Here is a 12,072-nt window from a genome sequence, read left to right as displayed (position 1 = left end):
TTTAATTGAACCACCACTAGAAAGGACGACCTCATGGAACTCGACGTTGTCGGGCTCTCCCGACTACAGTTTGCCCTCACGGCGCTGTACCACTTTTTGTTCATCCCGCTCACCCTGGGTCTGTCGATCCTGGTCGCCATCATGGAGACCGTGTACGTGATGAGCGGGCGGCCCATCTGGCGCCAGATGACCAAGTTCTGGGGCACGCTGTTCGGCATTAACTTTGCCATCGGCGTCTCCACCGGCCTGGTGATGGAATTCCAGTTCGGTATGAACTGGAGCTATTACAGCCACTATGTCGGCGACGTGTTCGGCGCCCCGCTGGCCATCGAAGGCTTGATGGCCTTCTTTTTGGAAGCGACCTTTGTCGGCCTGTTCTTCTTCGGTTGGGATCGCCTGTCGAAAGTGGCCCACCTGGTCGTCACCTGGCTGGTGGCGCTGGGCAGCAACCTGTCGGCACTGTGGATCCTGATCGCCAACGGCTGGATGCAAAATCCGGTCGGTGCAACGCTCAACCCGCAGACCATGCGCATGGAGGTGACGGATTTTTACGCCGTCATCACCAACCCTGTGGCGCAGGCGAAATTCGTGCACACCGCGTCCTCCGGTTATGTGGTGGCGGCGTTTTTCGTACTCGGTGTCTCGGCGTTTTACATCCTGCGCGGACGCCACGTCGAAGTCGCCAAGCGCTCCCTGACGGTGGCTGCGGCCTTCGGTCTGGCCGCGTCGCTGTCGGTCGTGGTGCTGGGCGATGAAAGCGGCTACCTGTCGTCGGAACACCAGAAGATGAAACTGGCCGCGATTGAAGGCATGTGGCACACCGAGCCGGCACCGGCCAGCTTCACCGTGCTGGGCATTCCCGACCAGGAAGCGCGCAAGACCCACTATGCGATTCAGATCCCGTGGGTCATGGGCCTGATCGGCACCCGTTCGCTGAACGGCGAAGTGCCCGGTATCGACGCGCTGGTGAAGCTGGCCGACGTGCGCATTCGCCAGGGCCTGACGTCCTACGACGCGCTCGAACAGATCCGCGCCCTCAAGCCACATGGCCCGGTGCCGCCTGAATTGACGGCGCGCTTTGAAGAACACAGCGCGCAACTGGGTTACGCGCTGCTGCTCAAACGCTACGTCGACGATCCGCGCACAGCCACCGACGCGCAGATCGCGCTGGCCGCCGGCGACACCGTGCCGCAGGTCGCGCCGCTGTTCTGGTCGTTCCGCATCATGGTCGCGCTGGGGATGTATTTCATCGTCTTCATGGCAGTCTTCTTCTACCTGTCGGCCAAGCACCGCCTCGATGCCTACCCATGGCTGCTGAAGGTGGCCGTGTGGTCGATGCCACTGCCGTGGATTGCTGCCGAAGCCGGCTGGATCGTGGCCGAACTGGGTCGCCAGCCCTGGGCCGTCGAGGGCGTGCTGCCTACGGCAGTGGCTGTGTCGAACCTCGGCATCCAGGCGGTGCTGACCACGCTGATCGGTTTCATCGTGCTGTATTCGATCCTGATCGTCGTCGAAATGAAGCTGATGTTAAAAGCAATCCGCAAGGGTCCCGAGCCGGAAGCCGGCAAGGCGCCCGGCCTGGCCAGTCCCCTGATCGGCGCCACCCCGGCCTTGCGCACCGCCCCCATGATTTCTACGGAGTAAAGCCATGATTCTTCACACCCTGCTCGACTATGAAGTCCTGCGTTTCATCTGGTGGATCCTGCTCGGCGTACTGCTGGTGGGCTTTGCCGTCACCGACGGCTTCGACCTCGGCACCGTCATCATGCTGCCGTTCGTGGGCAAAACCGACCTGGAACGGCGCGTGGTCATCAACAGCGTCGGCCCGGTCTGGGAAGGCAACCAGGTCTGGTTGATCCTCGGCGGCGGCGCCATCTTTGCGGCCTGGCCGCAACTGTACGCCGTGTCGTTCTCCGGCTTTTACCTGGCCATGGCGGCAATTTTGCTGGCCCTGATCCTGCGTCCGGTCGCGTTCAAGTACCGCAGCAAGCGCGAAAACGTGCAATGGCGCGCGGTCTGGGACTGGGCCCTGTTCATCGGCGGCTTCGTGCCGGCCCTGGTGTTCGGCGTGGCGATGGGCAATGTGCTGCAGGGCGTGCCGTTCCGCCTGGCGCCGGACATGCAGATTTTTTATGAAGGCGGTTTCTTCGGCCTGCTCAACCCGTTCGCGCTGTTGACCGGCCTGGTCTCGGTGGCGATGCTGGTCATGCATGGCGCCAGCTGGCTGGCCCTGAAGACCGATGGCGCACTGGCATCGCGTTCGCGTCTGACCGGCATGGTAGCGGCCATCGTCACCATCGTGCTGTACGCGCTGGCCGGCCTGCTGCTGTGGCGCTTCATCGATGGCTATCGCATCACCAGCACCATCGTCACAGACGGTCCGTCGAATCCGCTGTACAAGACCGTGCAGGCGCACGCCGGCGGCGCCTGGTTCGCCAACTACGCGGCCCATCCATGGACACTGGCCGCGCCGCTGGCCGGTTTCGCCGGCGCGCTGCTGGCATTCCTGGGCCTGAAACGTCGCTGGGAAGGCTGGACCATGATTTTCAGCAGCCTGTCGATTGCCGGCATCGTGCTCAGCGTGGGCGCCTCGATGTTCCCGTTCATCCTGCCGTCGTCGATCCAGCCGCAAGCCAGCCTGACCGTGTGGGACGCATCTTCGAGCCACCTGACCCTGTTCATCATGCTGGTCTGCACCTGCGTGTTCCTGCCGCTGATCCTCGCTTACACCAGCTGGGTCTACAACGTGTTGTGGGGCAAGGTCAATCCGGCTGAAATCAGCGACGGTAAAAGCCACGCTTACTAAACGATATAAATCATTAGGAGAATAACGATGTGGTACTTTGCCTGGATACTGGGTCTACCCCTGGCCGCCGCCTTCGCGGTGTTGAATGCGATGTGGTACGAGTTGATGGATGATGCGGCGAAAGAACGCGCCGCTGCGGCCAAGCCCTAAGGAGCCTGACGCTGTTTGAAGCCAGGCAGGTCGTGTCATGCGGTCTGCCTGGCTTTTTTCTTTCAGGCCCGCAGCATCAGCGCGCGGCTGTTCGCTGCAATGGCCGGCGTGCCTGCCAGGCGGAAGGTACTGACCAGCTGCTCAAGCTGACCGGCCTGTTCGCGCATCGATTCGGCGGCAGCTGCAGCCTCTTCAACCAGTGCGGCATTTTGCTGCGTGCTCGCATCCATCGTGGTGATCGCCTGGTTGATCTGGTCGATACCGGCACTCTGCTCTTCACCGGCGAGCATGATTTCCGACATGATGGCGGTGACCTTGCCAACGCTGTCGACAATATCGCCCATCGTCATGCCAGCCTTGTTCACCAGCTGCGCGCCCTCTTCTACCTGGCTCACCGAGGCGGCGATCAATTCCTTGATTTCCTTGGCGGCTGCAGCCGAACGGTGCGCCAGGTTGCGCACTTCGGAAGCGACGACCGCAAAGCCACGGCCCTGTTCACCGGCCCGCGCCGCTTCCACGGCAGCGTTCAGGGCCAGGATATTGGTCTGGAACGCAATGCCATCGATCACGCCGATGATGTCGACGATGCGCTTCGAACTGGCGCTGATGCTGTCCATCGTGACCACCACTTGCGTGACCAGATCGCCGCCCTTGCCGGCCACGCTCGACGCCGACAACACCAGCTCGTTGGCTTCACGGGCGTTCTGGGCATTCTGGCGCACCGTGGCGGTCAATTCTTCCAGCGAAGACGCGGTCTCTTCCAGGCTGGCGGCCTGCTGCTCGGTGCGGTGCGACAGGTCGCTGTTGCCCGACGAAATTTCTGCGCTGGCGTGGGCAATCGCAACACTGCCTGTGCGCACGCTCTGCACGGTTGTCGACAGGCCCTGCTGCATCCTGGACAAGCCGGCCAGCAAGGCACCCATTTCGTCGGTGCGGCTGGTGTCGATCGGCTCGGCGAGGTTGCCGGCGGCGATTTCATCGAAGTGGTGCAAGGCTTGGTCCAGCGGCTGCATGATGGCACGCAACAGCAACACGGTGGCGGCGACGATGAAGGCCAGGCCCAGCAGGATGGCGATGGAGAAGCCGTTCAGCGCGCGATCGTAAAACTTCTGGCTGGCAGCATACGTGTCGGCCGCCGCTTTCAGCTGGAATTGCTCGAGCTTGACCGAGGCGTCGTTGAAGGTGCGATACAGCGGCGACAGGCGTTTCATGGCCAGATCGTCGACCTTCCCGGCATTCTGTTCGTGCAGCCCCGTGATCAGGGCGCGCAGGCCGCCGTCGATGTAGGCGGCACGCTTCGGCTTCAAATCGTCGGTCAGCGCTTTCTCTTCGGCTTCGGCCGGCAGCGCCAGGTACTCCTGCCAGGTCTTGTCCCCTTCCTGGATGAACTCCTCGGCACGGTCGAGAGTGGCCTTCAAATCCGGCGCCTCTGGGTGAAACACACCCTTGTCGATGTTGAAGCGCGAGCGGTTCAGGGAATTCTTGGTATCAGCCAGCTTCATGCTCGACGCCATCTGGTTGGTGTACACATCTTGCAGCGAAGCGTTGCTGGAACGCATGCCGTACACGCCAACCCCGCCAATGATGACGATCAGCGCGCCCAACAACATCATGCACGCGATCAGGCGCGTGCGGATTGTAAACATATTGAACATTATTTTTCCCGATAGAGACGGCGCGAGGGCCGGAGCGAAGGACTTGCTTATGTGATAAGTTGCGTATATTTTCCTACGGCAAGTCGCCAGTTTATCACCATGTTTCCTATTGGAAATTACCTTTGGTATTGCTTAGTTGTTTTGACGCAACTTTTGACCCGGATTTGGCACGCAAAAAGCGCAAAATCGCGCTGCTGCAGCGTACGATGTTGCGTTTCATGCAAGACCCGACTTCGGGCTTCGTGCTGCTGTAACGTCGGGTTTGATGCCACCTCGGTGGCATGGTCGGTCTCTTGCTTGACCAGCTTACGCACTTTGGCAACCTCACCGGCCGTTGTGGCGGACGCTGCAGGTTGCCGGCCAAGTGATCACCATGTACGTCGAACAGGCTGAGGCGGCGCGCTCGCGGCCGATGGCCGGTGTAGCGCTCCCAAGCTGCGCGCTTGTTGCGGATGAAATCCCAATTGCCGTGTTCACGGCAGGCGACCGCCAGCGCCTCGGCCATGGCTTGCATGCGGCGCGAGGTTACAAGCAGCACGTGCATGTCGCGTCAATTCTTCCCAGAAGCGCCACAATTATGCCGTGCCCACGTTGCCGGCCAGCGGGAAAATTCAGTTCTCGAATGCAATATTCACCGTTTCTGAGCGTGCGCGTGTGTGAATCTGCGTGTTTTTCAGTGCCAAAATAAAATTATTTTAGCCCTTCAGAAGTGCGAAACCGTGTCGTAGAAACGAGCGCACTTCCCCCTTCTCCATAGGGAAATCACGGATTTATTGTGCATTCCCACCATCAACTTTTTACCCCTGCCTCCGTTACCAGCAACAACAGCGGTGTGAATGCTTCAGCGAAAAGAAGCACACCAAAGTGAACAGCGGCACGTCGCCCACCCCGAAATACCCGTTTGGAGAATTACCATGTCGTCAGTCATCAATACCAATATCTCGTCCCTGAACTCGCAGCGCAACCTCTCGATGTCACAAACTTCGCTGGCGACTTCGCTGCAGCGTTTGTCATCCGGTCTGCGCATCAACAGTGCCAAGGACGATGCTGCTGGACTGGCTATTTCTGATCGTATGTCGTCGCAAATCCGCGGCATGAACCAGGCCACCCGCAACGCCAACGACGGCGTGTCGCTGGCCCAAACTGCCGAGGGCGCACTGGCTTCGTCCGGCGACATGCTGCAACGTATTCGTGAACTGGCCGTCCAGTCGTCGAATGCAACGAACTCGTCGAGTGACCGCCAGGCCCTGCAGACTGAAGCCGGCCAGCTCGGTTCGGAACTCAATCGGGTTGCCCAAACCACCACCTTCAACGGCCAGGCACTGCTCGATGGCACCATGGGCACAGCCAACTTCCAGGTCGGCGCCGATGCCAACCAGCTCATTTCAGCCAGCGGCTCGAACTTCACCACCAGCACCTACGGGCTGAACGAAACGGCGGGTGGATCGGCAGCGGTTGCTACCACGAACACCAACGCCGCCACCGAAGTCTCGATCGCCGGCTCTTTGGGCACGGGAAAGTTCACCCCCGCTGCCGGTGCCAGCGCCAAAACCCTTGCTGCCAGCATCAATTCGCTGACGTCCTCCACCGGCGTGACCGCCTCGGCGAAAACCGACGTCACGCTGAAATTTGACCCCAGCCAGTCCTACAAACTCGATCTGACGTCGGATAATTCGACCGCAGCAACGGTTTCGTTCTCGGTCGGCGCCGGTACCACGGCCGACGACTTCTCCGCAGGCGTCAGCGCCATCAATGCCCAGACCGCCAAAACCGGCATTACCGCGTCGTACGACAGCACCAATAAAGGTATCAAGCTGACCAACGTCAACGGCAATGACATCAAGCTCGACAACAAGAACGCCACCGGTGGCGGCTCGGTCGGCATGGTGTCGTTCGGCAAAGACGGCGTGCCCAATGGCGCCACCGCGACCGGCCCCGCCGCTACCGGTATCGCCGTGGGCGCCCTGACGCTCGACTCCGAGAAGAGCTTTTCGGTCGTCGATGGCGCTACCGGAAAGGCCACTGGCGCATCGAGCCTGAAATCGGTCTCGGCTATCGACATCACGACCTTCGACGGCGCCCAGCTGGCCATCAAGATCGCCGATGCCGCCCTGTCGTCGATCAATACCCAGCGCGCCCAGTACGGCGCCCTGCAATCGCGTTTCTCGTCGGCCATTTCGAACCTGGCCACCAACGCCGAAAACCTGTCGGCATCGAAATCACGCATCACCGACACCGACTTCGCGTCGGAAACGGCCAGCCTGACCCGCGGCCAGATCCTGCAACAGGCTGGTACCGCCATGCTGGCCCAGGCCAACTCGCTGCCGAACGGCGTGCTGTCCCTGCTGCGCGGTTAAATACGCCAGGCGATTCTTCCCACCGAGATCCCCGACTGATTTTTTCAGTCGGGGATTTTTTTATGGTTCATCTCGACAAATAAAAAAATAAATAAATTTTCACCCTCAAGTTCGTTCAAAGCGCGCCGTTTAGGGAAAACAGGAACGCGCAAGTCCATGATTTATTTGATTTTAGACCTCAACTTTTGCCGTACAGCACCGTTACCAGATTAACAGCGGTGTGAATGCTTCAGAAGTCGGAAGCACACCAAAGTGAACAGCGGCACGTTGCCCACCCCGAAATACCCGTTTGGAGAATTACCATGACTTCAGTCATCAATACCAATACCTCGTCCCTGAACTCGCAGCGCAACCTGTCGACCTCGCAATCGTCGCTGGCGACGTCGCTGCAACGCCTGTCGTCCGGCCTGCGCATCAACAGCGCCAAGGACGATGCTGCCGGTCTGGCCATCTCGGATCGTATGTCGTCGCAAATCCGCGGTATGTCCCAGGCCACCCGCAACGCCAACGACGGCGTGTCGATGGCGCAAACGGCCGAGGGCGCGCTGGCCTCTTCCGGCGACATGCTGCAACGTATTCGCGAACTGGCCGTCCAGTCGTCGAATGCAACGAACTCGTCCTCCGACCGTCAAGCCCTGCAGACTGAAGTCGGTCAGCTCGGTTCGGAACTCAATCGGGTTGCCCAAACCACCACCTTCAACGGCCAGGCACTGCTCGATGGCACCATGGGCACAGCCAACTTCCAGGTCGGCGCCGATGCCAACCAGCTCATTTCAGCCAGCGGCTCGAACTTCACCACCAGCACCTACGGGCTGAACGAAACGGCGGGTGGATCGGCAGCGGTTGCTACCACGAACACCAACGCCGCCACCGAAGTCTCGATCGCCGGCTCTTTGGGCACGGGAAAGTTCACCCCCGCTGCCGGTGCCAGCGCCAAAACCCTTGCTGCCAGCATCAATTCGCTGACGTCCTCCACCGGCGTGACCGCCTCGGCGAAAACCGACGTCACGCTGCAATTTGACGCCAGCAAGTCCTACAAACTCGATCTGACCTCGGATAATTCGACAGCAGCAACGGTTTCGTTCTCGGTCGGCGCCGGTACCACGGCCGACGACTTCTCCGCAGGCGTCAGCGCCATCAATGCCCAGACCGCCAAAACCGGCATTACCGCGTCGTACGACAGCACCAATAAAGGTATCAAGCTGACCAACGTCAACGGCAATGACATTAAGCTCGAGAACAAGAACGCCACCGGTGGCGGCTCGGTCGGCATGGTGTCGTTCGGCAAAGACGGCGTGGCCAATGGCGCCACCGCGACCGGCCCGGCCGCGACCGGTATCGCCGTGGGCGCCCTGACACTCGACTCCGAGAAGAGCTTTTCGGTCGTCGATGGCGCTACCGGAAAGGCCACTGGCGCATCGACCCTGAAATCGGTCTCGGCTATCGACATCACGACCTTCGACGGCGCCCAGCTGGCCATCAAGATCGCCGATGCCGCCCTGTCGTCGGTGAACAGCCAGCGCGCCCAGTACGGTGCGTTGCAATCGCGCTTCTCGTCGGCCATTTCGAACCTGGCCACCAGCACCGAGAATCTGTCGGCATCGAAATCGCGCATCACCGATACCGACTTCGCGTCGGAAACGGCCAACCTGACGCGCGGCCAGATCCTGCAACAGGCTGGTACCGCCATGCTGGCCCAGGCCAACTCGCTGCCGAACGGCGTGCTGTCCCTGCTGCGCGGCTAATCGTTTCGCGCAACTAGCGTCACGGACCGACTCCCCGGCTGATTTTTTCAGCCGGGGATTTTTCACGAAGGGACCGAAGCATGAACATTCAACCGACTGCATCGAGCGGCGCCCCCCGGCTCGAGGAACGCAGCAATGCCAGCGAAGCACCGGGCACCGGGACTGCCGCCACGGCCAAGGCAAACAACGCACCGGCGCCAGCTGCCGGCGCAAAGCAAACCAAGGCCGCCGACGGTGTGGAGCCGACCAGCGCCGACATCAAGACGGCGCTTGAGAAGCTGAATCACTCGATGACGGAATCGTCGCAGGACTTGCAGTTTTCGGTGGACGAGGACAGCAAGCAAACCGTGGTCAAGCTCATCGACCGCAACACCCACGAGGTGCTGCGCCAGATGCCGACCAAGGAAGCGCTGGAAATCGCCAAGTCGCTCGACAAGGCAATGGGCAAACTGATCGACCAGCGCGCCTGAACCGCGCGCCCTGGCGCGCGGTGAGGCAGCGATGTACCCGGTTTTCGCCAGTAACGTAATGACGCCATCGAGAGCGGCATTGCGCTTTTGGCGTTAACCGTGTCATTTCGTTATTTAATCCACAAAATAATTTTTAAATAGTTAAATAGCGCCTAAAAGCTGCTCTCAAGTACCGTTTGATTCTGCCGATAATGACTTACATTATCCCTTTCGCAGGAGAACGCCGTGGGTATCACATCAGCCGGTATTGGTTCAGGACTCAACATCGAAGGCATCATCACGCAACTGATGGCCGTCGAAGCGCGTCCATTGAATACGTATGACACCAAGACGGCCGCCTACAACACCAAGCTGGGCGCCCTGTCGAGCTTGAGCGGCAGCGTCAGTTCGTTCCAGAACTCGCTGTCGCTGCTCACCTCACCCACGGCCTTCAACTCATTGACAGCCAACGCGTCGAACACCGGCGTCATCACCGCGACGGCAACATCGACCGCCGTCGCTGGCAGCTACAGCGTCGCCGTGAGCCAGATTGCGCAGGCGCAGAGCCTGAACTCGAAGGGCGTTATCAGTACCTCGACGGCAATTGGCGCTGGCACCGCGACCACACTGTCGTTCCAGTTCGGCACCGTCTCGTCCGGCACCTTTGGCGTCACCGGCAGCGCGCTCGGCGGCACCACCGCGGCCAGCGGCATTCCCAATGGCTCCCTGACGATCAACGGCAAGACCATCGCCACCAGCGGCGCCACCACCAGCGCCAAAGATCTGGCCACCGCCATCAATGCCTTGAGCGAGACCACGGGCGTCACGGCGAGCGCGCCGGCCACGGTCAGCGCCGGTACACTGTTTCTGGGGTTCGGCTCGGTCGACACGTCGGCCGGCGGCAGCTATTCGCTGCGGATCAACGGCATCGAACTCGGTTCGCAAGACGCCGGCATCGCCGCCGGTGCCGGCCTGACCGCCACGTCGCTCGACACCACGCTGTCCACGGCCAACGCCACCACGAATGCGCTGGCGGCGGCGAAAATTACCTACACCGGCAGCGCCGCCGTGGGTGACCTGAAATTTTTTGCGGCGGACGGCAGCAACCTGGCCATCAATGAAGTCATCCTCGGCGAGGCCGATGGTGGCATTGGCAACAAGACGGGCAACCTGGGCTCGAGCACCGTCGCCACCAGCGCCGTCGCCCTGACCTCGACCGGCGGCAGCCCGATCACCGTTGCCGGCAGCAACCCGGCACTGGCCGGACTGAGCGCCGGCAGCAGCGGCAGCTACACCGGCGCCGGCTTCGTCCAGGACGGCACCCAGGCCAGTGGCGTCATCACGCTTGACTCGACCAGCCAGTCGCTGTCAGGCATACGCGATGCCATCAACAAGGCCAATATAGGCGTCTCCGCCAGTATTGTCTCGGACGGCAGCGCCACGCCGTATCACCTGGTGCTGACCTCGACCAAGACCGGCGAAACGTCGAGCATGAAAATTACCGTCAGCGATGCGGGCGCCGGCACCGCCGACCCGGCGCTGTCGGCCCTGCTGAACTACGACCCGGCCGGCACCCAGGCGCTGACCCAGACCAGCGCGGCCCAAAGCGCCAAGCTGACGGTCAACGGCATTGCCGTCACCAGCGCCAGCAACAGCGTGACCGGCGCCATCCAGGGCGTGACGATGGCGGTCGGCACTGTGGGCTCATCGAGCGTGGTGATTTCGAAAAACACCGCCTCGGTGACCACCGGCGTGCAATCGTTCGTCAAGGCCTACAACGACCTGAACACGACCATCAAGAACCTGACCGCCTACAATGCCGAAACCAAGTCCGGTGGCGCGCTGCTGGGCGACTCGGGCACGCTGTCGATCCAGACGCGCTTGCGCCAGCAGCTCGGCGCAGCGGTCGAAGGACTCGACGGCAAACTGACCACGCTCAGCCAGGTCGGCATCAGCTTCCAGAAAGACGGCAGCCTGTCGCTCGATTCGACCAAGCTGCAAAACGCCGTGAACAACAATTTTGCCGATATTGCCGGCCTGTTTTCCGCCATCGGCTCGGCCACCGACAGCCTGGTGACGGTGTCGACGACGGGCACGAAAACCGTACCGGGCACGTATGCGCTGAACGTCACCACGCTGGCCAGCCGCGGCACGCTGACGGGCGCGGCGAAACTGGAGGACCAGACCGTCATCGACCCAGGCACGGTATGGAGCGTCACGCTCAACCAGACCGATCCTGTTGGCGCAACCCGCGTCTCGGACGTGGCCCTGACCGCCGGCAGTTACACGCCGACCCAGTTGACCGCCCTGCTTCGCGCGGCGGTCAACGGCAATACTTCGTTTTCCGGCAACGGCGACACGGTGGAAACGTCGATTGACGCCAGTGGCAAGCTGGTGTTCTCGTCGAGCAAATATGGCGCGGCGTCGAACATCGCCGTCACCGCCAAGACCGGCACCGCGCCGGCCGCCTTGTTCGGCGCCTCGACCCCGGAGGTGGGTGCGGATATCGCCGGCACGCTGGGCGGCCAGGCCTTCACCGGCTCCGGACAAACCGTCACGGGCGCTGCCGGGTCGAGCATGGATGGCCTGAAACTGGTGGTCGACGGCGGCGCCACGGGCGATCGCGGCACCGTGACGTTTTCGCAGGGTTACGCCTACCAGCTGACCACGCTGGCGAAAAGTTTCATCGGCACCGACGGCGTGATCACCGGGCGCGCCGCCGGCATCAGCAGCAGCATCAAGGCGGTGGCGACGCAGCGCCAGACCTTCAGCGACCGCCTCACCGATATCGAAAAGCGCTACCGCGCCCAGTACACCGCGCTCGACGTGTCGCTGGCGTCGATGCAGAGCACCCAGACTTACCTGACCCAGCAGCTGGCATCCATTGCGGCCAACAATTAAGCCACGACC

The 12,072-nt window shown here is 61.5% G+C and carries 9 protein-coding genes; 7 read left to right on the top strand and 2 right to left on the bottom strand.

The features are described from left to right. The first annotated feature begins 33 nt into the window (after positions 1 to 33). Genes V6M87_RS23875 through cydX form a run of 3 tightly spaced genes read left to right on the top strand, consistent with a single transcriptional unit; the run spans position 34 to position 2,956 of the window. Positions 34 to 1,644, top strand: coding sequence for a cytochrome ubiquinol oxidase subunit I (locus V6M87_RS23875; RefSeq protein ID WP_332879173.1), 1,611 nt, complete (start codon positions 34 to 36; stop codon positions 1,642 to 1,644). 4 nt (positions 1,645 to 1,648) lie between these two features. After that, on the top strand, positions 1,649 to 2,806 hold the full coding sequence (gene cydB, locus V6M87_RS23870) for a cytochrome d ubiquinol oxidase subunit II (RefSeq protein WP_332879172.1): 1,158 nt from the start codon (positions 1,649 to 1,651) through the stop codon (positions 2,804 to 2,806). A gap of 27 nt (positions 2,807 to 2,833) precedes the next feature. Further along, entirely contained in the window at positions 2,834 to 2,956 is a 123-nt protein-coding gene (gene cydX, locus V6M87_RS23865) for a cytochrome bd-I oxidase subunit CydX (RefSeq protein WP_332879171.1), read from the top strand. A gap of 62 nt (positions 2,957 to 3,018) precedes the next feature. On the opposite strand, the gene V6M87_RS23860 is transcribed toward cydX, so the two are convergent. Both V6M87_RS23860 and V6M87_RS23855 read right to left on the bottom strand, forming a co-directional pair. Further along, a complete protein-coding gene (locus tag V6M87_RS23860) occupies positions 3,019 to 4,611 on the bottom strand; it encodes a methyl-accepting chemotaxis protein (RefSeq protein WP_332879170.1) in 1,593 nt (530 codons plus the stop codon). Positions 4,612 to 4,717: 106 nt separating this feature from the next. Next, positions 4,718 to 5,155 (bottom strand): hypothetical protein, encoded by a 438-nt coding sequence (locus V6M87_RS23855; RefSeq protein WP_332879169.1) that lies wholly within the window; start codon positions 5,153 to 5,155, stop codon positions 4,718 to 4,720. 370 nt (positions 5,156 to 5,525) lie between these two features. Here V6M87_RS23855 and V6M87_RS23850 point away from each other — a divergent pair, with 370 nt between their 5' ends. The 4 genes from V6M87_RS23850 (at position 5,526) to fliD (ending at position 12,063) form a co-directional block, all read left to right on the top strand. Beyond that, on the top strand, positions 5,526 to 6,968 hold the full coding sequence (locus V6M87_RS23850) for a flagellin N-terminal helical domain-containing protein (RefSeq protein ID WP_332879168.1): 1,443 nt from the start codon (positions 5,526 to 5,528) through the stop codon (positions 6,966 to 6,968). Positions 6,969 to 7,270: 302 nt separating this feature from the next. After that, positions 7,271 to 8,713, top strand: a complete 1,443-nt coding sequence (locus V6M87_RS23845; RefSeq protein WP_332879167.1) for a flagellin N-terminal helical domain-containing protein — start codon at positions 7,271 to 7,273, stop codon at positions 8,711 to 8,713. 80 nt (positions 8,714 to 8,793) lie between these two features. Continuing rightward, the gene (locus V6M87_RS23840) at positions 8,794 to 9,183 is read left to right on the top strand and encodes a flagellar protein FlaG (RefSeq protein WP_332879166.1); all 390 of its coding nucleotides are present in this window, start codon (positions 8,794 to 8,796) and stop codon (positions 9,181 to 9,183) included. Positions 9,184 to 9,408: 225 nt separating this feature from the next. Further along, complete coding sequence (fliD, locus tag V6M87_RS23835; RefSeq protein WP_332879165.1) at positions 9,409 to 12,063, top strand: flagellar filament capping protein FliD; 2,655 nt, start codon at positions 9,409 to 9,411, stop codon at positions 12,061 to 12,063. The last annotated feature ends 9 nt before the right edge of the window (positions 12,064 to 12,072 follow it).

The organism is Massilia sp. S19_KUP03_FR1 (genome assembly GCF_036688685.1).
GTDB lineage: Bacteria > Pseudomonadota > Gammaproteobacteria > Burkholderiales > Burkholderiaceae_D > JALYUM01.
Note: the sequence above shows the minus strand (reverse complement) of the source record. Positions and strands in the feature narration are given on the sequence as shown.

Coding starts and splice junctions, on each gene's coding strand:
- V6M87_RS23875 (WP_332879173.1), top strand. CDS start 34: ATGGAACTCGACGTTGTCGGGCTCTCCCGACTACAGTTTGCCCTCACG.
- cydB (WP_332879172.1), top strand. CDS start 1,649: ATGATTCTTCACACCCTGCTCGACTATGAAGTCCTGCGTTTCATCTGG.
- cydX (WP_332879171.1), top strand. CDS start 2,834: ATGTGGTACTTTGCCTGGATACTGGGTCTACCCCTGGCCGCCGCCTTC.
- V6M87_RS23860 (WP_332879170.1), bottom strand. CDS start 4,611: ATGTTCAATATGTTTACAATCCGCACGCGCCTGATCGCGTGCATGATG.
- V6M87_RS23855 (WP_332879169.1), bottom strand. CDS start 5,155: ATGCACGTGCTGCTTGTAACCTCGCGCCGCATGCAAGCCATGGCCGAG.
- V6M87_RS23850 (WP_332879168.1), top strand. CDS start 5,526: ATGTCGTCAGTCATCAATACCAATATCTCGTCCCTGAACTCGCAGCGC.
- V6M87_RS23845 (WP_332879167.1), top strand. CDS start 7,271: ATGACTTCAGTCATCAATACCAATACCTCGTCCCTGAACTCGCAGCGC.
- V6M87_RS23840 (WP_332879166.1), top strand. CDS start 8,794: ATGAACATTCAACCGACTGCATCGAGCGGCGCCCCCCGGCTCGAGGAA.